Origin of the sequence: Pseudomonas sp. M2 (assembly GCF_015751845.1) — a bacterium.
Taxonomy (GTDB): Bacteria; Pseudomonadota; Gammaproteobacteria; order Pseudomonadales; family Pseudomonadaceae; genus Aquipseudomonas; species Aquipseudomonas putida_E.
In genome coordinates, this window is sequence record NZ_JADOUD010000001.1 from 2,286,982 (window position 1) to 2,308,706 (window position 21,725).

The 21,725-nt window shown below is 61.5% G+C and carries 22 protein-coding genes; 6 read left to right on the forward strand and 16 right to left on the reverse strand.

Features of this window, described 5'->3' with window-relative positions; translation table 11 throughout:
- Window positions 1-46: 46 nt before the first annotated feature.
- On the reverse strand, window positions 47-418 hold the full coding sequence (locus IWW33_RS10655; protein ID WP_039604143.1) for a hypothetical protein: 372 nt from the start codon (window positions 416-418) through the stop codon (window positions 47-49).
- A gap of 175 nt (window positions 419-593) precedes the next feature.
- On the opposite strand from IWW33_RS10655, the gene phoB reads away from it, so the two are divergent.
- From phoB to IWW33_RS10670, 3 genes are all read left to right on the forward strand, one after another.
- The gene (gene phoB / locus IWW33_RS10660; protein WP_012312105.1) at window positions 594-1,283 is read left to right on the forward strand and encodes a phosphate regulon transcriptional regulator PhoB; all 690 of its coding nucleotides are present in this window, start codon (window positions 594-596) and stop codon (window positions 1,281-1,283) included.
- Window positions 1,284-1,420: 137 nt separating this feature from the next.
- The gene (gene phoR / locus IWW33_RS10665) at window positions 1,421-2,728 is read left to right on the forward strand and encodes a phosphate regulon sensor histidine kinase PhoR (protein WP_174141081.1); all 1,308 of its coding nucleotides are present in this window, start codon (window positions 1,421-1,423) and stop codon (window positions 2,726-2,728) included.
- A gap of 116 nt (window positions 2,729-2,844) precedes the next feature.
- Complete coding sequence (locus IWW33_RS10670; protein WP_046786848.1) at window positions 2,845-4,185, forward strand: hemolysin family protein; 1,341 nt, start codon at window positions 2,845-2,847, stop codon at window positions 4,183-4,185.
- A gap of 39 nt (window positions 4,186-4,224) precedes the next feature.
- Here the strand turns inward: IWW33_RS10670 and IWW33_RS10675 are convergent, their stop codons facing one another.
- From IWW33_RS10675 to IWW33_RS10720, 10 genes are all read right to left on the reverse strand, one after another.
- The gene (locus IWW33_RS10675) at window positions 4,225-4,524 is read right to left on the reverse strand and encodes an addiction module antidote protein (RefSeq protein WP_046786847.1); all 300 of its coding nucleotides are present in this window, start codon (window positions 4,522-4,524) and stop codon (window positions 4,225-4,227) included.
- On the reverse strand, window positions 4,521-4,823 hold the full coding sequence (locus IWW33_RS10680; protein ID WP_046787063.1) for a type II toxin-antitoxin system RelE/ParE family toxin: 303 nt from the start codon (window positions 4,821-4,823) through the stop codon (window positions 4,521-4,523). Before IWW33_RS10680 ends, IWW33_RS10675 begins: the two co-directional genes overlap by 4 nt.
- 42 nt (window positions 4,824-4,865) lie before the next feature.
- Window positions 4,866-5,768: a peptidoglycan DD-metalloendopeptidase family protein gene (locus tag IWW33_RS10685; RefSeq protein ID WP_115273267.1), complete on the reverse strand. Its 903-nt coding sequence runs from the start codon at window positions 5,766-5,768 to the stop codon at window positions 4,866-4,868.
- Between the two features lie 225 nt (window positions 5,769-5,993).
- The gene (locus IWW33_RS10690; protein WP_046786845.1) at window positions 5,994-6,896 is read right to left on the reverse strand and encodes a response regulator; all 903 of its coding nucleotides are present in this window, start codon (window positions 6,894-6,896) and stop codon (window positions 5,994-5,996) included.
- Between the two features lie 165 nt (window positions 6,897-7,061).
- The gene (gene phoU, locus IWW33_RS10695) at window positions 7,062-7,832 is read right to left on the reverse strand and encodes a phosphate signaling complex protein PhoU (protein ID WP_012312100.1); all 771 of its coding nucleotides are present in this window, start codon (window positions 7,830-7,832) and stop codon (window positions 7,062-7,064) included.
- A gap of 131 nt (window positions 7,833-7,963) precedes the next feature.
- Entirely contained in the window at window positions 7,964-8,797 is an 834-nt protein-coding gene (gene pstB / locus IWW33_RS10700) for a phosphate ABC transporter ATP-binding protein PstB (RefSeq protein WP_012312099.1), read from the reverse strand.
- A gap of 102 nt (window positions 8,798-8,899) precedes the next feature.
- Window positions 8,900-10,570 carry a phosphate ABC transporter permease PstA gene (pstA, locus tag IWW33_RS10705; protein WP_115273266.1) on the reverse strand — a complete coding sequence of 557 codons (1,671 nt, stop codon included), beginning with the start codon at window positions 10,568-10,570 and terminating at the stop codon, window positions 8,900-8,902.
- Between the two features lie 17 nt (window positions 10,571-10,587).
- Window positions 10,588-12,876 (reverse strand): ABC transporter permease subunit, encoded by a 2,289-nt coding sequence (locus IWW33_RS10710; protein ID WP_046786843.1) that lies wholly within the window; start codon window positions 12,874-12,876, stop codon window positions 10,588-10,590.
- A gap of 138 nt (window positions 12,877-13,014) precedes the next feature.
- Window positions 13,015-14,013 carry a phosphate ABC transporter substrate-binding protein PstS gene (locus IWW33_RS10715; RefSeq protein ID WP_012312096.1) on the reverse strand — a complete coding sequence of 333 codons (999 nt, stop codon included), beginning with the start codon at window positions 14,011-14,013 and terminating at the stop codon, window positions 13,015-13,017.
- Between the two features lie 165 nt (window positions 14,014-14,178).
- Complete coding sequence (locus IWW33_RS10720; RefSeq protein WP_012312095.1) at window positions 14,179-15,468, reverse strand: MFS transporter; 1,290 nt, start codon at window positions 15,466-15,468, stop codon at window positions 14,179-14,181.
- 357 nt (window positions 15,469-15,825) lie between these two features.
- On the opposite strand from IWW33_RS10720, the gene IWW33_RS10725 reads away from it, so the two are divergent.
- A complete protein-coding gene (locus tag IWW33_RS10725; RefSeq protein WP_003253317.1) occupies window positions 15,826-16,224 on the forward strand; it encodes an acyl-CoA thioesterase in 399 nt (132 codons plus the stop codon).
- Between the two features lie 71 nt (window positions 16,225-16,295).
- Entirely contained in the window at window positions 16,296-17,192 is an 897-nt protein-coding gene (locus IWW33_RS10730; protein ID WP_174141083.1) for a D-hexose-6-phosphate mutarotase, read from the forward strand.
- 82 nt (window positions 17,193-17,274) lie between these two features.
- Here the strand turns inward: IWW33_RS10730 and IWW33_RS10735 are convergent, their stop codons facing one another.
- The 4 genes from IWW33_RS10735 to purE all read right to left on the reverse strand — a co-directional run bounded on the left by IWW33_RS10735 (window position 17,275) and on the right by purE (window position 19,795).
- Window positions 17,275-17,844: a DUF3299 domain-containing protein gene (locus tag IWW33_RS10735; RefSeq protein ID WP_174141084.1), complete on the reverse strand. Its 570-nt coding sequence runs from the start codon at window positions 17,842-17,844 to the stop codon at window positions 17,275-17,277.
- A gap of 12 nt (window positions 17,845-17,856) precedes the next feature.
- Window positions 17,857-18,102 (reverse strand): GlsB/YeaQ/YmgE family stress response membrane protein, encoded by a 246-nt coding sequence (locus IWW33_RS10740; RefSeq protein WP_046786839.1) that lies wholly within the window; start codon window positions 18,100-18,102, stop codon window positions 17,857-17,859.
- A gap of 108 nt (window positions 18,103-18,210) precedes the next feature.
- Window positions 18,211-19,293, reverse strand: coding sequence for a 5-(carboxyamino)imidazole ribonucleotide synthase (locus IWW33_RS10745; protein ID WP_046786838.1), 1,083 nt, complete (start codon window positions 19,291-19,293; stop codon window positions 18,211-18,213).
- 10 nt (window positions 19,294-19,303) lie between these two features.
- On the reverse strand, window positions 19,304-19,795 hold the full coding sequence (gene purE, locus IWW33_RS10750; RefSeq protein WP_003253304.1) for a 5-(carboxyamino)imidazole ribonucleotide mutase: 492 nt from the start codon (window positions 19,793-19,795) through the stop codon (window positions 19,304-19,306).
- A 271-nt stretch (window positions 19,796-20,066) separates the two neighbouring features.
- On the opposite strand from purE, the gene IWW33_RS10755 reads away from it, so the two are divergent.
- Entirely contained in the window at window positions 20,067-20,687 is a 621-nt protein-coding gene (locus tag IWW33_RS10755) for a hypothetical protein (RefSeq protein ID WP_115273263.1), read from the forward strand.
- Here IWW33_RS10755 and IWW33_RS10760 read toward each other — a convergent pair.
- Window positions 20,679-21,596 (reverse strand): LysR substrate-binding domain-containing protein, encoded by a 918-nt coding sequence (locus IWW33_RS10760; RefSeq protein ID WP_046786835.1) that lies wholly within the window; start codon window positions 21,594-21,596, stop codon window positions 20,679-20,681. The two genes, IWW33_RS10755 and IWW33_RS10760, sit on opposite strands and share 9 nt — an antisense overlap.
- Between the last annotated feature and the right edge of the window lie 129 nt (window positions 21,597-21,725).

The window sequence follows — 21,725 nt, forward strand, 5'->3', positions numbered from 1 at the left end:
GAAGCCGGCTTGCCGGCGATTGGGCCGCAAAGCGGCCCCAGCCATCTCAAGGCTTGGCGACGTGCCAGACGTCTTTCAAACCATCACCGGTCATGTCCCCAGCCTTCTTGTCCTTCACGAAGGTATACAGGGGCTTGCCGTCATATGCCCACTGCTTCTTGCCATCGTCGCGCATCACCACCGACCACTTGTCCTTGGCAGGCTCGTCATCGGCCTTGACCAGCAGCGGCGGCCAGTTGGTGGCGCACTCGCCATTGCACATCGACTTGCCGCCAGCATCCTTGTCGAAGGTGTACAGCGTCATGCCCGCGTGATCGACCCACATGCCGTCCTTCTCCATGGCATGGTGGGCCGACGCTACCCCGGGCAGTGCCAGTGCAGCGCAAAGGGCCATCCAGCTCAGCGTGTGTCGTGTCATTGGAATCACCGTGAATTCGGGGGGTGGAATGAGTTCGAACAGCCGCCGCAGCGGCCCCTCAAAGCCTAGCCCAGTCATGCAATGTCGCCAGAATGGCCAACACCCTGTCACACAGCTGCAATAATTCCGTTATCTAATGCGGGCCAGACCCGATATTCCAGGAGAGGTTTAAAGCATGGTTGGCAGAAACATTCTGATCGTCGACGACGAAGCGCCCATTCGCGAGATGATCGCCGTTGCATTGGAAATGGCCGGCTATGACTGCCTGGAAGCCGAGAACTCCCAACAGGCCCACGCAATCATCGTCGACCGTAAACCGGACCTGATCCTGCTCGACTGGATGCTGCCGGGCACCTCCGGCATCGAGTTGGCTCGCCGCCTCAAGCGCGATGAGCTCACCGGCGATATCCCGATCATCATGCTCACCGCCAAGGGCGAAGAGGACAACAAGATCCAGGGCCTGGAAGTCGGCGCCGACGACTACATCACCAAACCCTTTTCGCCTCGTGAACTGGTGGCGCGCCTGAAGGCCGTGCTGCGCCGCGCCGGCCCAAGCGACAGCGAAGCCCCTATCGAAGTCGGCGGCCTGCTGCTCGACCCGATCAGCCACCGCGTGACCATCGACGGCAAGCCGGCCGAAATGGGCCCTACCGAATACCGCCTGCTGCAGTTCTTCATGACCCACCAGGAACGCGCCTACACCCGGGGCCAGTTGCTCGACCAGGTCTGGGGTGGCAACGTCTACGTCGAGGAACGCACCGTCGATGTGCACATCCGCCGCCTGCGCAAGGCACTGGGTGAAGCCTACGAAAATCTGGTACAAACCGTCCGGGGCACTGGCTACCGCTTCTCGACCAAAAGCTAGCTGCGAGCTTCCAGCCTCAAGCTGCAAGGAAAAGCCAGCAGCATCCAGGCTGGAAAAAGGACTATCAGCATCACCGATCCGCTTCTTCTTGCAGCTTGTAGCTTGCAGCTTGCGGCTGGATCCGAAGGATCTGTCAATTGAACCAGAACTGGCACGCAACCCTGATTCGCCACCTGCTCCTGCTGATCACTGTCTGCCTGGTAGGCGGCCTGGTCAGCGGTTTTTACGGCTGGAGCCTGGCCATCGGCCTGGGCCTGTACCTGGGCTGGACCCTCAAACAGTTGCTGCGCCTGCATGACTGGTTGCGCAACCATCAGCCCGACGAAGCACCGCCCGACGGCTATGGCCTGTGGGGCGAGGTGTTCGACAGCATCTACCACCTGCAACGCCGCGACCAGCGCGTACGCGGCCGTCTGCAGGCAGTGATCGACCGGGTACAGGAGTCCACGGCCGCACTGCGCGACGCGGTGATCATGCTCGACAGCGACGGCAACCTGGAATGGTGGAACCGCGCCGCAGAAACCCTGCTGGGCTTCAAGACTCCGCAAGATGGCGGCCAGCCGGTCACCAACCTGGTACGCCACCCACGCTTCAAGGAATACTTCGAGTCGCAGAACTTTGCCGAACCGCTGGAAATTCCCTCCCCCATCAATGACCGCATGCGCGTGCAGCTGCACCTCACCCGCTACGGCAACAACGAACACCTGATGCTGGTGCGCGACGTTACTCGCATCCATCAGCTCGAACAGATGCGCAAGGACTTCGTGGCCAACGTCTCGCACGAGTTGCGTACACCGCTGACGGTGATAGCCGGTTACCTGGAAACCCTGCTGGATAACGTCGAAGACGTGAACCCGCGCTGGAACCGGGCGTTGCAGCAGATGAGCCAGCAAGGCTCGCGCATGCAGGCCCTGCTCAACGACCTACTGCTGCTGGCCAAGCTGGAAGCCACCGATTACCCGTCGGACAACCAGCCGGTGGCGGTCGACACCCTGCTCGGTGCGATCATGAGCGACGCCCAGGCGCTGTCCGGGCCGCGCAACCAGCGCATTACCCTGGAGGCAGCGCCGGGCCTTCGCCTCAAAGGCAGCGAGTCGGAGTTGCGCAGCGCTTTCTCCAACCTGGTGTTCAACGCGGTGAAGTACACCCAGGACGAAGGCAACATCCGTATCCGCTGGTGGGCCGACGACCAGGGCGCCCACCTGTCAGTGCAGGACTCGGGGGTCGGTATCGACGCCAAGCACCTGCCGCGGCTGACCGAACGTTTCTACCGCGTCGACTCCAGCCGCGCTTCCAACACAGGAGGCACCGGCCTGGGGCTGGCGATCGTCAAGCATGTGCTCATGCGCCATCGCGGGCGCCTTGAGATCAGCAGCGTACCGGGCCATGGCAGTACCTTCACCTGTCACTTTGCCCCCGTACAACTGGCTAATGGCAACGCTTGATTCCAAGGGCCACTTTGCTTTTGCCGCCCCAGCCGCTACATTGACCCCCCTGTGCCAGCAAAAGCTGGCACTTTTTTTCTACCTTCCCCAAAGACGGACCCCGTAAAAAATCCATCATGGACCCTTCCCCTGGTATCAGCCTCACCTCGTTATTCGCCGATTTCGGCATGATTCTCTTTGCCCTGTTCCTGGTGCTGCTCAACGGCTTTTTCGTAGCCGCCGAGTTCGCCATGGTCAAGCTGCGCTCAACGCGTGTCGAATCCATTGCCGAGCAGCACGGCTGGCGCGGCAGCATCCTGCGCAAGGTACACAACCAGCTCGACGCCTACCTGTCGGCCTGCCAGCTGGGTATCACCCTCGCCTCCCTGGGCCTTGGCTGGGTCGGTGAGCCGGCATTCGCCCACCTGCTCGAACCGCTGCTGGCGTACCTGGGCGTGGACACGCCAGAGTTGATCAAGGGTGTCTCGTTCTTCGTCGCGTTCTTCGTCATCTCGTACCTGCACATCGTGGTCGGTGAACTGGCGCCCAAATCCTGGGCGATCCGCAAGCCCGAACTGCTGTCGCTGTGGACCGCGGTGCCGCTTTACCTGTTCTACTGGCTGATGTACCCGGCCATCTACCTGCTCAACGCCAGTGCCAACACCATCCTGCGCTTTGCCGGCCAGGGCGAGCCTGGCCCGCACCACGAGCACCATTACAGCCGTGAAGAGCTCAAGCTGATCCTGCACTCCAGCCGTGGCCAGGACCCGAGCGACCAGGGCATGCGTGTGCTGGCCTCGGCCGTGGAGATGGGCGAGCTGGAAGTGGTCGACTGGGCCAACTCGCGCGAAGACATGGTCAGCATCGACGCCCATGCGCCACTCAAGGAAATCCTGGCCCTGGTGCGCCGCCACAAGTTCAGCCGCTATCCGCTGTACGACGCCGAGCGTGAGGAGTTCACCGGGCTTTTGCACATCAAGGACCTGCTGCTGGAACTGGCCGAGCTCGAGCACCTGCCCGAAACCGTCGACCTGGAAGACTTGGCCCGCCCGCTGGAGCGTGTATCGCGGCACATGCCGTTGTCTCAACTGCTGGAGCAGTTCCGCAAGGGTGGCGCGCACTTCGTGCTGGTCGAGGAAGCCGATGGCAAGGTGATTGGCTACCTGACCATGGAAGACGTGCTGGAAGTGCTGGTGGGCGACATTCAGGACGAACACCGCAAGACCGAGCGCGGCATCCTGGCCTACCAGCCAGGCAAGCTGCTGGTGCGTGGCGACACGCCGCTGTTCAAGGTGGAGCGCTTGCTGGGCATCGACCTTGACCACATCGAAGCGGAAACCCTGGCCGGGCTTATCTACGAAACGCTCAAGCGCGTGCCTGAGGAAGAGGAAGTGCTGGAAGTCGAAGGCCTGCGCATCATCATCAAGAAGATGAAAGGGCCCAAGATCGTGCTGGCCAAGGTGCTCAAGCTCGGCTGAGCTGGCGGGGCCGCTTGGCGGCCCCGTGGATGCTTGTGTTCAGTGTGCAGATTTCACGTGCTTGCGAGACGTCAGGTCCAAACCAACGGCCCTCATCACGGCCAGCATAGTTTTAAGCGTAGGGTTACCCTTTTCCGAGAAGGACCGGTAAAGGTGCTCTCGGGATACACCTGCCTCATTCGCAATGGCAGACATTCCTTTAGCCCGAGCTACTACGCCAAGGGCCTGTGCGATGTAGGCAGCATCACCCGTTTCAAAAGCGTCTTCCATGAAGACGGCAATGGACTCAGCGTCCGTCAACGCTTCGGCTGGGTCATAGTCATAGAATTGCTCTTTCACTCGTCGTCCCTCCACTGACTGGCCAAGCCTTTAGCTGTCTCGATATCTCGCGCCTGGCTGCTCTTGTCTCCACCACACAACAACAGGACAAGCTGATTTCCACGCTGCTGGAAATACACTCGGTAACCGGGGCCGTGGTGGATGCGCAGTTCACTAACGCCTTGGCCCACCGGCTGGACATCACCAGCTAAACCATGCGCTAAACGAAATACACGTGCAGCGATGATCGCCCTTGCCTGTTTGTCTCGGAGCTTCTGCTCCCAGTTTCTGAAGGTGGTCGTTTGTTTGATACTCTTCATAAGCATTTATGTAGCTTATAAATCACAGCCAGGCAAGCAATTTCAGGGATTTCCCGCAGTAAAGTTCGGCAAACCGCCAATCGGCCGGTCGAACTGGAAGGGGATCGACTCCAGCGCCAAGCCGACGTTGCGCTGCACCACGAAATGCAGGTGAGGGCCTGTGCTGTTGCCGGTATTGCCCGACTTGGCCAACGCCTGCCCCAACGCCACCTGCTGCCCCTCGGCCACTACCACTGAACCGCGCATCAGGTGCAGATACACTCCCATCGTGCCGTCCGGGTGAAGAATGCGCACGAAATTGCCCGAGGGGTTGGTACCTCGTCCGCTCTGGTTGTTCTCGATCTTCACCACCATCCCACCCCTCGCCGCAATGATCGGGGTGCCCTCCGGCATGGCGATGTCCATGGCATGACGGCCCTTGGGACCGTAATGGCTGAAGCGGCCGTTGGGCCCTTGAGTCAGGCGGAAAGGGCCGCCTTTCCATGGGAAAGGATAACGATAAGCCTGCGAGCGCTGACCAGGGTCACCCATGGCGTACTGAAATTTGCTGGCATAACGGAGCGGCCCGCCGGGGGCCGCCAACACCGAGCTGAGCACCTTGGTCGAGCGTGGCCCGACTACGGCTCGCACGATCCGCGGGCCGTTGCCGCCGAAGGCATTGGCCAACTGATCGACGCGCAGTTCAACCTGCATGGGCACGTACAGCTCATTACGCACCAGGAAGCGCACGCCGCCCGGAAACGGCTCGGTTTGCAGGCGTACCTGACCCTCAACCTGCTCGAACATCGGCTCGCCCAGCTCCAGAGCCTTTGCCCCTGGGCTGGGGCGCTCGGAATAGGAAGCCACCCCGAAATTGTCAGTGGTCTTGTAAATGGTCATGCCCAGGCTCGACGCCGAGGCCGTGAGCGAGGCACAGAACAGCAGCAGGCGGGCGGCGGCGGGCATGATAGTGGCTTTTTGACAGTGATGTTCTGTCGAAGCCTAGCAGTGGGATCTGGGAGCGGTATGACAGTTGGTCGGAAGACCGCCGCAGCCCTGTAGGAGCGGCCTTGCGTCGCGAAAGGGCCGCACAGCGGCCCCGTTTTGCAGCGCGGCAAGAATGGCTGGGGGGCTGCGCTGCAGCCCTTTCGCGACACAAGGCCGCTCCAACAGGGTCGGAGTACGACGAAACTAGGCGCCGGGGGTGAAGTGCTTCTGCGTAGTGCCGCGGGCAATCAGCCGCGACAGGTAGTCGAGCTTCTGTGCATCCTGGTCGACGAATTTGAAGGTCAGTTGCAGCCAGTCGCTTTCAGGTTTCGGCTCCAATGCCGCAATGGCATGCAGGTAACCATTCAGGCGGGCAACTTCAGCGCTCTCGCCCTGCTCAAGGTCCAGTACAGCGCCTTCGAGCACCTGTGGCAGCACTGCACTGCGACGTACCACCAGCAACGCCTCCTTAAGGCTCAGCGCCTTGATCACACAAGGCTGAGTACCACTGGAAAGGCGCAGCTGGCCTTGTCCACGCCCGGTCTGCGCAGCGGCTGCGGCGGCCGTCTGCGGTTTCGGTGCATTGATCAACGGCTTGGCCGGCGCAGCCGCAGCAGGCGCGGCCTTGACCGCTTCAGGTTTGCCCCCGGTCAGCGCGCTCAGCGAATCGTTGGCGAACGCCGAATTCACCCGCGCCTGGCCACCGGCGACCAAGCTTTCAAGCTTGCCGATCTTGGTCAGGGCTTTCTTCACCTTGGTCAGCAACTGCTCGTTGGTGAATGGCTTGCCGACAAAATCGGAGACGCCCGCCTGAATGGCCTGGATGACGTTTTCCTTGTCGCCGCGGCTGGTCACCATGATGAACTGCAGGCTCTTCATTTCTGGCTGCTGGCGGCACCAGGTCAGCAGCTCAAGGCCGGACATCTCGGGCATTTCCCAGTCGCACAGCACAAGGTCGAAGGTTTCCTTGCCCAGCATGGCCATGGCCTTGCGGCCGTTGACCGCATCTTCGATGACCATGCCCGGGAAGGCATTACGCAGGCACTTCCTCACCAGATCACGGATGAACGGGGCGTCATCCACGACCAGCACATTGACTTTACTCATCGATACTCCTCTTGAATCCCGACTAGCCTACCGCCGATTGGTGGCCATTTGCCAACACCTGGATCACGCCGGGACTTCTTTGCATCGTTCGCGGGTGCCTGCTGACTGCTCAAGCGCAAACGAAAACGCCCGGCGAAGGCCGGGCGTCGATGCTCGGGAGCAATCTTATTTATCGTCCGGTTCAGCCGGAACATTAGCAATTTCGGCCTCATCGCCAGCCGTGCCCTGAACTTCGGCTTTCATGCGCTTGAGGCCCATGTGGCGTACATCGGTACCGCGCACCAGGTAGATCACCAGTTCCGAGATGTTACGCGCGTGGTCGCCGATACGCTCCAGCGAACGCAGGGCCCAAATGACGCTCAGCACCCGCGAGATCGAGCGCGGGTCTTCCATCATGTAGGTCACCAGTTCACGCAGGGCGGTCTTGTACTCGCGGTCGATGGTCTTGTCGTACTGGGCAACCGACAGAGCCAGGTCGGCATCGAAGCGGGCGAAGGCATCCAGTGCGTCGCGCACCATGTTGCGCACCTGGTCGCCAATGTGGCGCACCTCGACGTAGCCGCGCGGCGACTCGCCTTCTTCGCACAACTGGATGGCGCGGCGGGCGATCTTGGTCGATTCGTCACCAATACGCTCCAGGTCGATCACCGACTTGGAAATGCTGATGATCAGGCGCAGGTCGGAGGCCGCCGGCTGGCGACGGGCGAGGATGCGCACGCACTCCTCGTCGATGTTGCGCTCCATCTGGTTGATCTGCTCGTCGACTTCACGCACCTGCTGGGCCAGGCCCGAGTCGGCCTCGATCAGCGCGGTGACCGCGTCATTGACCTGTTTCTCGACCAGCCCGCCCATGGCCAGGAGGTGGCTGCGCACCTCTTCGAGTTCGGCGTTGAACTGCTGGGAAATGTGGTGCGTCAGGCTTTCTTTGTTGATCATCGTTTAGCTCCGCGAAGCTGCAAGCTGCAAGCCTCAAGTAGTTCGTGTCGTTTCCTGGCTCCGCGCTGGCTGCTTTTTCTTGAAGCTCGAAGCTTGAAGCTCAAAGCCCGCAGGCGCGCCCAACAGCGCCGTTAGCCGTAGCGACCGGTGATGTAGTCTTCGGTCTGCTTCTTCGCCGGGTTGGTGAACAGGGTGTCGGTATCACCGAATTCGACCAGTTTGCCCATGTACATGAACGCGGTGTAGTCCGAAACACGGGCCGCCTGTTGCATGTTGTGGGTCACGATAACGATGGTGTACTTGGATTTCAGTTCGTAGATCAGCTCTTCGACCTTCAGCGTCGAGATCGGGTCCAGTGCCGAGCAAGGCTCGTCGAGCAGCAGCACTTCAGGCTCGACGGCGATGGTACGGGCGATCACCAGACGCTGCTGCTGGCCGCCGGACAGGCCCAGCGCCGAGTCATGCAGGCGGTCCTTGACCTCCTCCCACAGGGCCGCGCCCTTCAGTGCCCACTCGACCGCTTCGTCCAGCACGCGCTTCTTGTTGATGCCCTGGATACGCAGGCCATACACCACGTTCTCGTAGATGGTCTTGGGGAACGGGTTTGGCTTCTGGAACACCATGCCCACGCGGCGGCGCAGCTCGGCCACGTCCTCGCCCTTGCGGTAGATGTTGTTGCCGTACAGGTTGATGGCGCCTTCGACACGGCAACCGTCAACCAGGTCGTTCATGCGGTTGAAGGTGCGCAGCAGGGTCGACTTGCCGCAGCCGGACGGGCCGATGAAAGCCGTCACGCGTTGCTTGGGGATGTTCATGCTGACATCGAACAACGCCTGCTTGTCACCGTAATACAGGCTCAGGCCGGGTACTTCGATGGCCACGGTCTCTTCGGCCAGGCGCAGGCTCTGCTTGTCGCGGCCCAGGGCAGCCATGTCGATGCCGTGGGTGTGGGATTCTTGCTGCATGGTCTCACTCCGTTTGTAGCTGCAAGCTTTGAGCTGCAAGCTGCAAGTTAGGGCAAAGCGGCACTCCTCTTGGAGCTTGCCGCTTGTGGCTTAAAGCATCAATCAGTGGTCGAGGGCCTTGTACTTCTCGCGCAGGTGGTTACGGATCCACACCGCCGAGAGGTTGAGGGTGGCGATTACCATCACCAGCAGCAGCGCAGTGGCGTATACCAACGGCCGCGCGGCCTCGACGTTGGGGCTCTGGAAGCCGACATCGTAGATGTGGAAGCCCAGGTGCATGATCTTCTGGTCCAGGTGCAGGTACGGGTAGTTACCGTCCAGCGGCAACGACGGCGCCAGCTTGACCACGCCGACCAACATCAGCGGCGCCACTTCACCAGCGGCACGGGCCACGGCGAGGATCATGCCGGTCATCATCGCCGGGCTGGCCATTGGCAGCACGATTTTCCACAGGGTCTCGGCCTTGGTCGCGCCAAGCGCCAGCGAGCCTTCACGCACGGTGCGTGGAATACGCGCCAGGCCTTCCTCGGTGGCCACGATCACCACCGGCACAGCCAGCAGCGCCAGGGTCAGCGATGCCCACAGCAGGCCTGGCGTGCCCAGGGTCGGTGCCGGCAGCGACTCGGGGAAGAACAGACGGTCGATCGAACCACCCAGCACATAGACGAAGAAGCCCAGGCCGAACACGCCGTAGACGATGGCCGGAACGCCCGCCAGGTTGTTCACGGCGATGCGGATCAGGCGCGTCACCGGGCCTTGCTTGGCGTATTCGCGCAAGTAGACCGCCGCCAGCACGCCGAACGGGGTGACGATCACGGCCATGATCAGGGTCATCATCACGGTACCGAAAATAGCCGGGAAGATACCGCCTTCGGTGTTGGCTTCACGAGGATCGTCGCTGAGGAACTCCCAGACCTTGGCGAAGTAGGTGCCCATCTTGGTAAAGCCGGACATGGCGTTAGGCTGGATGGCGTGCACGACCTTGCTCAGGTTGATCTCCACTTCGCGGCCGTTGCCGTCGCGAGCGACCAGGCTGTCGCGGGAGAAGGCCTGATGCAGGCTGCTGAGGCGGTCTTCGATGGCCTTGTAGCGGCTGTTCAACTCGGCACGTTCGGCATCCATGTCGGCCTGGGCCGTAGCGTCCAGCTTGCCTTCCAGCTCCAGCTTGCGGCCATGCAGACGCAGGCGCTCAAGGCCATGGTTGATGGCACCGATGTCTTTTTTCTCAAGCTGCTGCAGCTCGCTGTTGAGCTGGTTGGCGCGTTTCAGGCGTGCCTGCAGCTCGTCCCAGGCGCCAGCGCCCTCGGCGACCACGCGGCCTTGTTCCTTGACGCTCACCAGGTAGCCGTAGAAGTTGCCCCATTCGCGGCGCTCCAGGGCGATCAGGTCGACCGGGCGCTGCTCATCGACCAACCATTCACCGACCACCCAGGTGAAGTCACTGCCGTTGAGGTCACGGTTACCCACCTTGATCAGCTCACGGGTCATGAACTCCGGGCCTTCGTCAGGAACCGGCAGGCCGGCACCCTTGAGGCGGACGCGGGGCACTTCTTCTTTCTGAACCACTTCACCGACGATGACGTGGTCACCCTGGCCCGGCACCTTGTAGGTGGCCTGGACCAGGTCGGCGGGCCAGAAGTGGCCCAAGCCGCGTACAGCGATCACGGCCAGCAGGCCGACGGTCATGATGACCGCCATGGCGACCGCGCCACCGCTGATCCAGACGCCTGGGGCGCCGCTCTTGAACCAGCCTTTGAGGGAATCCTTTTTCACGGATCTCTACCTTTCTATCAAAGCGACGAGTATTTCTTGCGCAGACGCTGGCGAATCAGCTCGGCCAAGGTGTTCATGATGAAGGTGAACATCAGCAGCACGAGAGCGGCGAGGAACAGCACACGGTAATGGCTGCCGCCGACTTCGGATTCGGGCATTTCCACCGCCACGTTGGCGGCCAAGGTACGCATGCCTTCGAACAGGTTCATCTCCATCACCGGGGTGTTGCCGGTGGCCATGAGCACGATCATGGTCTCGCCCACCGCTCGGCCCATGCCGATCATCAGCGCCGAGAAGATACCCGGGCTGGCAGTGAGGATGACCACACGAGTCAAGGTCTGCCACGGCGTCGCACCCAGGGCCAGGGAGCCCAGGGTCAGGCTGCGCGGCACGCTGAACACGGCGTCTTCGGCGATCGAGTAGATGTTCGGGATGACCGCAAAGCCCATGGCGATACCCACTACCAGGGCGTTGCGCTGGTCGTAGGTGATACCCAGGTCATTGGTGATCCACAGGCGCATGTCGCCGCCGAAGAACCAGGTTTCCAGGTACGGGCTCATGGTCAGGGCGAACCAGCCGGTGAACAGGATCACCGGGATCAGGATGGCGGCTTCCCAACCATCCGGCACGCGCAGGCGAATCGACTCAGGCAGGCGGCTCCAGGTGAAGCCCGCCAGCAGGATGCCGAACGGCATCAGCAGGAACAGGCTGAACACACCCGGCAGGTGCCCTTCCAGGTACGGCGCGAGGAACAGGCCAGCGAAGAAGCCGAGGATCACCGTCGGCATCGCTTCCATCAGTTCGATCACCGGCTTGACCTTGCGGCGCATGCCCGGGGCCATGAAGTAAGCGGTGTAGATTGCTGCAGCGATGGCCAGCGGAGCCGCCAGGATCATCGCGTAGAAGGCGGCCTTGAGGGTACCGAAGGTCAGGGGCGACAGGCTCAGCTTAGGCTCGAAGTCGGTGTTCGAAGCCGTCGACTGCCAGACGTACTTGGGCTCGTCGTAGTTCTCGTACCAGACCTTGCCCCACAGTGCGCTGAAGGAAATTTCCGGGTGCGGGTTCTTCAGGTTCAGTGGCAGCAGCTTGCCGCCCTCTTCGATGAAGATACGGTTGGCACGCGGCGACAGGGCCAGGATACCCGGGCCTTCGGCAGCAGGCTCGACCAGCAGGGTGCGGTGCGCGGTGCTGTGGAAGACGCCCAGCTTGCCTTCGGCGTCCAGGGCGATGAAGCCCTTGCGGCGCTCTTCGGCGTCGATCTGGACGATCGGCGCCTTGCCCATCTGGAAGGTACGGATCTGCTTGAAACGCGATTCGCCATCCGGGTCACGGGCCATGAACCACTGGGCCAGGCCACCTTTGGAGTCACCGATGATCAGCGAGATGCCGCCGACCAGTTGCGCGGTGGCGGTGATCTCGGTGTCAGCGCTCTCGGACAGCTTGTAGCGGCCATTGAGGCTCTTGTCGCGCAGGCTGAAGACATCCGCGGTGGCTCGGCCGTTGATCACGTACAGCCACTGCTGGCGCGGGTCGATGAAGATGTTCTTCACCGCCTCGGTCATTTGCGGCAGCTCGATGCGGTTCTGCTCGGTGGTGACCTCTTCGGTCATCAGGTTTTCGGTGCGCGTCAGCTCGACCACCTGCAGGTGCGCGCCGGTGGAACCGGCCAGCATCAGGGTATCGCCGTTTACGTTGACGCTGACGTGCTCCAGCGCGCGGCCCTGCTCATCCAACACGAACGGCTCCTGGCCGTACGGGTAGTCGATGCCTGGGGTGATGGTCTTTTTGTTGTCCGGGTAGGTGATCTTGTAGGTGTGGTGGAACACCAGCGCCTGACCATTGGACAAGCCCAGCACTACCAGCGGGCTGCCCGGCTGGTCGGTGCTGATCGAGCTGACCTGGGTGCCTGCCGGCAGCGGCAGGTCGACGCGGTTGAGCTCGTTACCAGTCTTGGTATCGAAGAACAGTGCCTGTCCCTTGTCCGAGACGCGCATGCCGACCAGGTTCTGCTCTTCGAGCGCGATCATCAGCGGCTTGCCGGCATCCTGCTGCAGCCAGGTCGGCTCCAGGGCCTTCTTGCTGGTCAGCTCGGCGCCCTGGAACAGCGGCAGCACCACATAGGCCAGATAGAAGAAGATCAGCGTGATGGCTGCCAGCACGGCAAGCCCGCCCACCAGTACATACCAGCGGGTCAGGCGGTCCTTGAGCGCGCGCATGCGGCGCTTGCGTTGCAACTCGGGCGTATTGAAATCAATCCGCTCGGGAGGGGATTTTTGGGTCATGGTGGAGTTGGCCAGATCATTCATGCGCACACCCTAGCGGTCCCGTATGACAAAAACATGACAGTGCGTTGACGCAAAAAAGCCCGCCGCTCAGGAGCCCTGGCTTCGGACCGAGAATTCGTGGAAAAGGCCGGCTTCAGTGCCGGCCTTTTCCTCAGTTACTTACTTCTTTGCAACGTTACCGGCGTGGGACAGGCCCAGGTCAGCCAGGGTCTTGTCGACCACCTTGGCCGGCAGCGGAATGTAGCCGTCCTTCACCACGACCTGCTGGCCAGCCTGCGACAGCACCAGCTTGACGAACTCGGCTTCCAGCGGGGCCAGAGGCTTGTTCGGGGCCTTGTTGACGTAGACGTACAGGAAGCGCGACAGCGGGTAGGTACCGTTCAGGGCATTGGCTTCGTTGTCTTCGATGAACTCGCCGCCTTCCTTCTTGGCCAGACCTACGGTCTTGACGCTGGCAGTCTTGTAGCCGATGCCCGAGTAGCCGATGCCGTTCAACGAGGAGCTGATCGACTGCACGACCGACGCCGAGCCGGGCTGTTCGTTGACGTTAGGCTTGAAGTCGCCTTTGCACAGGGCTTCTTCCTTGAAGTAACCGTAGGTACCCGATACCGAGTTACGGCCGAACAGCTGAACTGGCTTGTTGGCCAGGTCGCCGGTCACGCCCAGGTCGCCCCAGGTCTTGACGTCGGCCTTGGCGCCGCACAGGCGAGTGGAAGAGAAGATCGCGTCGACCTGAGCCATGGTCAGGCCCTTGATCGGGTTGTCCTTGTGTACGAACACGGCCAGGGCGTCAACGGCGACCGGGATGGCGGTCGGCTTGTAGCCATACTTCTGCTCGAAGGCCTGCAGCTCGACGTCCTTCATCTTGCGGCTCATCGGGCCAAGGTTGGCGGTGCCTTCGGTCAGCGCGGGTGGCGCGGTGGAGGAGCCAGCAGCCTGGATCTGGATGTTGACGTTCGGATATTCCTTCTTGTAGGCCTCGGCCCACAGAGTCATGAGGTTCGCGAGGGTGTCGGAACCGACGCTGGAGAGGTTGCCCGAAACACCGGTAGTCTTGGTGTAGGTCGGGATCGCAGGGTCGACGGCGGCTACCGCGTTGGCGGTTGCAACGCCAGCGGCGGCAAAGGTGAGGGCCGCCATCAAACGCTTCAGTTTCATGCCTTGCTCCTAGCAGGAATATTGGGATGTTGGATGGATCGGGCCCAAGTATCTGCAGGCCGCATGAATACGATATGACTCCAATGTGACAATTGGATGAAAGGCCATCACTGGATACCCAGGATGGCCTTTCAAAATGTTGCAGGAGCGGTGGCTAGAGCGTTATCAGCGTTTTTTAGACAGCAAGTACAGCCCGACAACCAGACCGACGGCGCACAGGCCCGCTACGTAATAAGCAGGCGCCATCGGGCTGACCTTGAGCAGCGCGGTCACCACCATCGGCGTCAAGCCGCCGAAGATGGCGTAGGCCACGTTGTAGGAGAACGACAGGCCGCTGAAGCGCACCGCCGCCGGGAACGCCTTGACCATCACATAGGGCACCGCGCCGATCACGCCTACGCACAGGCCGGTGATGGCATACAGCGGGAACAGCAGTTGCGGGTGGGTCGGCAGGCTGTGGTAGAAGGTCCAGGATGTCACCAGCAGCAACAGGCTGCCGATCACGAAGACGCGGCCGGCACCAAAGCGGTCGGCCAGGCTCCCAGAGCCGATGCAGCCAAGGCTAAGCAGCACGATCGCCAGGCTATTGGCCTTGAGCGAGTCGGTGGGGCTGATGTGGTAGATGCTCTGCAACAACGCCGGTGTCATCAGGATGACCACTACGATGCCGGCAGAAAGCATCCAGGTCAGCAGCATCGACAGGATGATCGGCCCGCGGTGATCACGCAGCACGGCCCGCAGCGGCAGCTCTTCGGCAAGCGCCTTGCGCTGCTGCATCTCGGCGAATACCGGAGTTTCGTGCAGCCAGCGGCGCAGGTACACCGAGAACAGGCCGAACACGCCGCCAAGCAGGAACGGGATACGCCAGGCGTAGTCGGCGACTTCTTCAACGCTATAGACCGTGTTGATCAGTGTCGCCACCAGCGAGCCAAGCAGAATGCCAGCGGTCAGGCCGGCGGTCAGGGTGCCGCAGGCATAGCCGGTATTACGCGCTGGCACATGCTCGGACACGAACACCCAGGCGCCAGGCACTTCGCCCCCGATCGCCGCACCCTGGATCACGCGCATCAACAGCAACAGGATCGGTGCCCACATGCCGATCTGGGCATAGGTCGGCAGCAAGCCCATGATCAGCGTTGGCAGGGCCATCATGAAGATGCTCAGGGTGAACATCTTCTTGCGCCCAAGCAGGTCGCCGAAGTGGGCCATGATGATGCCGCCCAGCGGCCGGGCCAGGTAGCCAGCGGCGAAAATGCCGAAGGTCTGCATCAGACGCAGCCACTCGGGCATGTCGGCCGGGAAGAACAGCTTGCCGACCACCGTGGCGAAAAACACGAAAATGATGAAGTCGTAGAACTCAAGGGCTCCGCCTAGCGCGGACAGTGAGAGGGTCTTGTAGTCACTGCGGGTCAGCGGCCGCGAGGGCTGCTCGATACTGCTCGGCACGGAGGTCATTGCTTGTTCTTCTCTTGTAGGGCATGCAGGCCGCTTGGCACGCGGCTTCTGGCGGTGACAGGCGAAGATAGCAAATTGCCGGGGCGTGCTGAAAGCGATACAAAATCCATACAGATATTCATGACTGCACGGTCGTCGCTGAGCGTTTGGCTATATATACTGCCCGTTCGTAGGAAAACGTTGCCGCCACGGTGGGATGTTGTGCGAAAACGCCGGTCTTTTAAGTCAGGCGGTTTCGCAGAATTTCCCTACGGCCGTCCAGCGAAACGAAATCGGCGTAGTATGTTTCAAGCTGAATCGTTTACTCGGCCTTTGCGCCACACCAACGAAAGCGTCACGGGTCAGAGGCCCCACCGCATGATTGAGCTCGAACAAGAAGATCCTATCCCGCAAGGCGACCTGGCCCTGCAAATCACTGCGTTGCCCCGCGAAACCAACGGTTTTGGCGACATCTTTGGCGGCTGGCTGGTCGCCCAGATGGACCTGGCAGGCACTGCCATGGCGAGCCGCGTCGCGGGTGGCAGGGTGGCAACAGTGGCCATTGACCGCATGGCCTTCCTGGTGCCTGTGGCCGTGGGCGCACAACTGTCGTTCTATACCCAGACGCTGGAAATCGGCCGCAGCTCGATCCAGATGATGGTCGAAGTGTGGAGCGACGACCCGCTGTCCAGCGAATGGCGCAAGGTTACCGAAGCAGTGTTCGTCTTCGTCGCCATCGATGGCAGCGGCCGCACCCGCTCGGTGCCTCGTCGCTAAGCCATACGAGCGGTAAACTCATTGCAAGCCACCGGGTCGAAGGCCCACAGGCAATCAATGAGACGAGCGCAATGGCTACCTTCCAGGTTGTAACCGAGCAACACGGCGAACTCAACTGCTGGCGTATCACCAGCGACCGTGCCGAACTACTGATCGCCCAGCAAGGCGCCCAGATCCTCAGCTACCAGCACATTGGCGAGCCGCCACTGCTGTGGCTGAGTGACCAGGCCATGTTCCGTCAGGGTAAGTCGGTGCGCGCAGGTGTGCCGGTGTGCTGGCCGTGGTTCGGCAACCTGCAGCGCAACCCCGAATCCGTTCAGGGCATGTACCGTGGCACGCAGGCTCCCGCCCATGGGTTGGCCCGCACACGTGACTGGCAACTGTTGGGCATCGAAGAGGCAGCCGGCGCGCTGCGCATCGAATTCGAACTGCCAAAGGCCCAGGGCGATCTGCCAGAGTGGCCGCATGATGTGGAGCTGAAGCTGCTGATCGTCATGGGTGATGCGCTTGAACTGACCCTCACCAGCCGTAACAGGGGCAATACCCCTGTCACCATCAGCCAGGCCCTGCACAGCTACTTTGCCGTCAGCGATGTGCGCCAGGCGCGCGTCGAGGGTGTCGACGGGCTGGGCTACATCGAGACCCTGGCTGACTGGGAACAGCGCCAGCAGCAGGGTGCGCTGACGTTCACCGGTGAGACCGATCGCATCTACCTGAATACGCCTGCACAACTGAGCATTGTCGACCCGCACTGGAACCGGCGCATTACCCTGACCAGCAGCGGTTCACGTTCAGCGGTGATCTGGAACCCATGGACCGACAGAGCCCGGGATTTGCCTGACATGGCCGATGATGGCTGGCAGCGGATGCTGTGCATCGAGACGGCGAATGTCTGGGACGATGTGGTGGAGTTGAAGCCTGGGGCGGTTCATTCCCTGCAAGTGGCAATTGGCAGCGTAGCGCTTTGATTCAACTGCCTGGGACCGCTGTGCGGTCCTTTCGCGACACAAGGCCGCTCGGAGATCGCGCATACCTGCAGGAGCAGCCCCTTCACAGGTCAGCGTCCTCCACTACCCTCACCTTCCGGGCTTCCAGCGCATACGCCGCATCGGCCAGGTCGTTGCTGACCTTTTCCACCTTCAACGTCCCGCTGACCCACAACGGCGTGTAGATGTCATCGATCTTCAAGCCCTTCGGATAGCGCACCAGCACCAGCTGGTTGGGTGGCGGCGGCGGTACATGGATGCAGGCGCCCGGGTACGGCACCAGGAAGAACAGCGTGCTGTTGCCCTTGGCATCGCTTTCAAGCGGCACGGGGTAACCACCGAGACGAATTTCCTTGCCGTTCATGGCGGCCACGGTCTTGGTCGAGTACATCACCGCCGGCAGGCCCTTGCTTTGCTTCAAGCCGCCCTTGTCGGTGAAGGTACCCATCGCCTCCGGCGAGTTGTGGTCGATCTCGGGCATTTGCTCGAGGGCTTTCTGGTCCGACTTGGGCATCAGCTCGAGCCAGTCGGTTTCAGGCAGTTCGGCATGGGCCAGGGAGCTGGCCAGGAGCATGGGGATGAGGAATAACGCACGCATGAAGATGCTCGGCAACTCGGATGAATTGCCGGGCATTCTAACCAGTATTCAGCGTTTCTTGATGAATCCGTAGATCACCAGAAGGACGATGGCACCCACCAGCGCGCCGAAGAAGCCCGCTGCCTGCCCGGCCTGGTAAATACCCAGCGCCTGGCCGCCATACGTGGCGATCAAGGAGCCGGCAATACCCAGCAGGATGGTCATGATCCAGCCCATGCTGTCGTCGCCGGGCTTGATGAAGCGCGCCAGCAGACCAACGATGAGGCCGATGAAGATAGTTCCAATGATACCCATGGCAATCCCTCTGCAGTGAAGATGGAGCAAGCCAAAGCCTAGACAGCGCTTTGGCTTGTTGCCATTTCAGAGGGCGAACCGCTTGCAGAAGTTCGATCAGATGCCCGATCAGTTGCTGATCAGGGCCTCTACTTCGGCAATCTTGCGCTCGAGGGTGGCCATGTCCTGGCAACGCAAGGTGGCGTGGCCTACCTTGCGCCCGGCCTTGAAGGCCTTGCCATAGTGATGCAGGTGGCAGTCATCGATGGCGATGACCTTGTCCACTGCCGGCACTTCACCGATGAAGTTGAGCATGGCGCTCTCGCCAACCTTGGCAGTCGAACCCAGCGGCAGGCCGGCAACGGCGCGCAGGTGGTTTTCGAACTGGCTGCACTCGGCGCCTTCGATGGTCCAGTGCCCGGAGTTGTGCACACGCGGCGCGATCTCGTTGGCCTTGAGGCCACCGTCGACTTCAAAGAACTCGAAGGCCATCACACCCACATAGTCCAGCTGCTTGAGCACACGGCCGACATAATCTTCGGCCAGGCCCTGCAGAGGGTGCGCCTGGCTTGCCACGGACAGGCGCAGGATGCCGCTCTCGTGGGTGTTGTGCACCAACGGGTAGAAGCGGGTTTCGCCATCGCGTGCTCGCACGGCCACCAGGGATACTTCGCCGGTGAACGGCACGAAGCCTTCCAGCAGGCACGGCACGCTGCCCAGCTCGGCAAAGGTACCCACCACATCTTCAGGGGTGCGCAGAACCTTCTGGCCCTTGCCGTCGTAACCCAGGGTCCGGGTCTTGAGCACGGCCGGCAGGCCGATGCTGGCCACCGCCGCATCAAGGTCGGCCTGCGAGAGGATGTCGGCGAAGGCCGGGGTTGGAATGCCCAGGTCGCGGAACATGCTCTTCTCGAACAGGCGGTCGCGGGCGATACGCAGCGCTTCGGCGCTCGGGTACACCGGGACGAACTGCGAGAGGAAGGCGACGGTCTCGGCCGGGACGCTTTCGAACTCGAAGGTCACCAGGTCGACTTCGTCTGCCAGCTGGCGCAGGTGGTCCTGGTCGCCGTAGTCGGCACGCAGGTGCTCGCCAAGTGGCGCCGCGCAGGCGTCCGGCGCCGGGTCGAGGAAGGCGAAGTTCATGCCCAGCGGGGTGCCCGCCAGAGCCAGCATGCGGCCCAGCTGGCCGCCACCGATAACACCGATCTTCATGGGTTCAGCCTCAAGCCTGACGTGGGTCTGGATTGTCCAGCACAGTGTCGGTCTGCTCGGTGCGGAACTGCTTGAGCGCCGCGTGATACTGCGGGTATTTGGCACCGAGGATGCTCGCCGACAGCAGCGCGGCGTTGACCGCGCCGGCACGGCCGATGGCCAGGGTGGCAACCGGTACGCCGGCAGGCATCTGCACGATCGACAGCAGCGAGTCGACACCCGACAACATCGACGACTGTACCGGCACACCCAGCACCGGCAGGTGGGTCTTGGCGGCGCACATGCCAGGCAGGTGCGCAGCGCCACCAGCGCCGGCGATGATCACCTCGATGCCACGCCCTTCTGCTTCTTCAGCGTACTGGAACAGCAGATCCGGGGTGCGGTGGGCGGAAACCACCTTCACTTCGTAGGGAATGCCGAGTTTTTCCAGCATATCGGCGGTGTGGCTAAGGGTGGACCAATCGGACTTGGAGCCCATGATCACGCCAACCAGTGCACTCATCGTCGAGCCTCTCCTGCAAGCGCCTTCTGGCGCGCTAAAAGCAACAAGCCACGCAGGTGGACCGGCGTGGCTTGTGATACGGATTCTGAATCGACCGGGTCGGCCGAAGGCGCGGGATTGTAGCGTATTTCAAGTCGGCCCGCCCACCCCTACAAGCACATGTCGGATCAAAGGGCAAGCTGTCTCGTGGGACAACTTTTTCCCACTGCCGAAAGGCATTCCGGGTGGTGACGATTGCGCCCGCCAATTTCAATCTCCTTGGAGAATCGCCATGCCCAAGACCCTCACGTTCTTTTTCAGCCTCCTGCTGTCCCTGCAGCTGCCTTGCGCAGTAGCGGCCAAGTCGCTGGTTGTGACCGTTTACCTTCACGACGAACTGGCCAGCATCAGCGACGAGCAATTGCACAACGATTACTTTCAGCACTGGCTCGATGAGATGCGCAGTTTCACCTCCCACCCCACGGAACTGATCTTGCGACGCAACGTGCCCGGCATCACCGATATTGATTATCAAGGCGTGCCATCGAGTCAGATTCTTGAGGCGTTCACCCAAGGAGTGCTTGAACTGACCTCGAACCACCCCTTCTCGTTCATGAACAAGCACCTGCTGATGACGCGCAACAGCTATGACCACAGCGGGCTTAACTACAATGCGGGCCTGGCGTACTTCAAACAGAACACCGCCATCGCCTCATTGGCCGCTTACAGCAGCGCCGCCCATGAAATCGGCCATCTGCTTTCCGCCACGCATGAAGACGCCGAACTGAAGTTCAACGGATGGGTGTGCGAAACCTACACACACCCCCGAATTCCGGCCCGATCGAACTGCTACCGGTACAGCGACAAGAACCGGGCGAACATCGCCGACTACCTCAAGTACAACTCACACTGAGCCTTCACCTTGAGCACCAGCGGACTCGAGCTTGCGCCAGAGCAGGCGCACGTTGGCCTTGCGCACCAATGCACAGCGATACAAGCGGATTTCCAGTGGCACATGCCACTGGGCCCCTCCGCAGATGGCCAACTCGCCACGCTCCAGTTCGCCACGCATTGAAAGCCGGGGCACCCAGGCAACGCCCATGCCTTCCAACGCCATGCTCTTCAAACTGTCAGCCATGGCTGTTTCATAGACCGTGGTGTAACGCAAATTACGCTGGCGCAGCAGCAGGCTCACGGAGCGGCCAAGGAAGGCGCCGGCACTGTAAGCAAGCAACGGTACGCTGGCATCGCCCTCAAGGTCGAACATCGGCTTTCCATCGGCCCCCACGGCGCAGACGGGAAGCATTTCGGTGGTCCCCATGTGCAGCGACGGGAAAATTTCGGCGTCCATCTGCAGCGCCGCATCCGGGTCATAGAAAGCCAGCATCAAATCGCAGCCGCCTTCGCGCAAGGCATGCACAGCATCACCGACGTTGGTGGCTACCAGCCGTGTGGCGATGTTCAAACCATCGTTACGCAGTTGTGCAACCCAGCGAGGGAAAAAGCCTGATGCCAGCGAGTGCGCCGCCGCCACCTGGATCACCTCGCCCTGGCCACCTTCAAGATGATGCAAATGGCGTAGAACTTCGCTCAACTGGTCGACAACTGTGCGCGCCGTAACCAGAAAAAGTTGACCAGCCGCCGTCAGCTCGATGGGCGTGCGGGAACGATTCACCAGCGTCAGGCCAAGCGCCGCCTCCAAGCTACGAATACGTCGGCTGAACGCCGGCTGGGTGACGAAACGGCGCTCCGCCGCCTGGGAAAAACTACGGGTGGCGGCCAGCGCACTGAAGTCTTCCAGCCATTTGCTTTCTAGGTTCACTAAGCGAATCTCCCGGCATGCACCAAAATGGAACACGCTCGAATGTCAATTGGCGTCACATCAAACACTATGCCGTTTGTGCATAGGTTAGCGTGCAACAGCATTGGCCGCAAAATCCCCTTAAGGCCT

Excerpts from the sequence above, each read along its gene's own strand:
- IWW33_RS10655 (WP_039604143.1), bottom strand. The coding sequence starts at position 418 with ATGACACGACACACGCTGAGCTGGATGGCCCTTTGCGCTGCACTGGCA.
- phoB (WP_012312105.1), top strand. The coding sequence starts at position 594 with ATGGTTGGCAGAAACATTCTGATCGTCGACGACGAAGCGCCCATTCGC.
- IWW33_RS10670 (WP_046786848.1), top strand. The coding sequence starts at position 2,845 with ATGGACCCTTCCCCTGGTATCAGCCTCACCTCGTTATTCGCCGATTTC.
- IWW33_RS10680 (WP_046787063.1), bottom strand. The coding sequence starts at position 4,823 with ATGAAGAGTATCAAACAAACGACCACCTTCAGAAACTGGGAGCAGAAG.
- IWW33_RS10685 (WP_115273267.1), bottom strand. The coding sequence starts at position 5,768 with ATGCCCGCCGCCGCCCGCCTGCTGCTGTTCTGTGCCTCGCTCACGGCC.
- IWW33_RS10690 (WP_046786845.1), bottom strand. The coding sequence starts at position 6,896 with ATGAGTAAAGTCAATGTGCTGGTCGTGGATGACGCCCCGTTCATCCGT.
- phoU (WP_012312100.1), bottom strand. The coding sequence starts at position 7,832 with ATGATCAACAAAGAAAGCCTGACGCACCACATTTCCCAGCAGTTCAAC.
- pstB (WP_012312099.1), bottom strand. The coding sequence starts at position 8,797 with ATGCAGCAAGAATCCCACACCCACGGCATCGACATGGCTGCCCTGGGC.
- IWW33_RS10710 (WP_046786843.1), bottom strand. The coding sequence starts at position 12,876 with ATGAATGATCTGGCCAACTCCACCATGACCCAAAAATCCCCTCCCGAG.
- IWW33_RS10715 (WP_012312096.1), bottom strand. The coding sequence starts at position 14,013 with ATGAAACTGAAGCGTTTGATGGCGGCCCTCACCTTTGCCGCCGCTGGC.
- IWW33_RS10720 (WP_012312095.1), bottom strand. The coding sequence starts at position 15,468 with ATGACCTCCGTGCCGAGCAGTATCGAGCAGCCCTCGCGGCCGCTGACC.
- IWW33_RS10725 (WP_003253317.1), top strand. The coding sequence starts at position 15,826 with ATGATTGAGCTCGAACAAGAAGATCCTATCCCGCAAGGCGACCTGGCC.
- IWW33_RS10730 (WP_174141083.1), top strand. The coding sequence starts at position 16,296 with ATGGCTACCTTCCAGGTTGTAACCGAGCAACACGGCGAACTCAACTGC.
- IWW33_RS10735 (WP_174141084.1), bottom strand. The coding sequence starts at position 17,844 with ATGCCCGGCAATTCATCCGAGTTGCCGAGCATCTTCATGCGTGCGTTA.
- IWW33_RS10740 (WP_046786839.1), bottom strand. The coding sequence starts at position 18,102 with ATGGGTATCATTGGAACTATCTTCATCGGCCTCATCGTTGGTCTGCTG.
- IWW33_RS10745 (WP_046786838.1), bottom strand. The coding sequence starts at position 19,293 with ATGAAGATCGGTGTTATCGGTGGCGGCCAGCTGGGCCGCATGCTGGCT.
- purE (WP_003253304.1), bottom strand. The coding sequence starts at position 19,795 with ATGAGTGCACTGGTTGGCGTGATCATGGGCTCCAAGTCCGATTGGTCC.
- IWW33_RS10755 (WP_115273263.1), top strand. The coding sequence starts at position 20,067 with ATGCCCAAGACCCTCACGTTCTTTTTCAGCCTCCTGCTGTCCCTGCAG.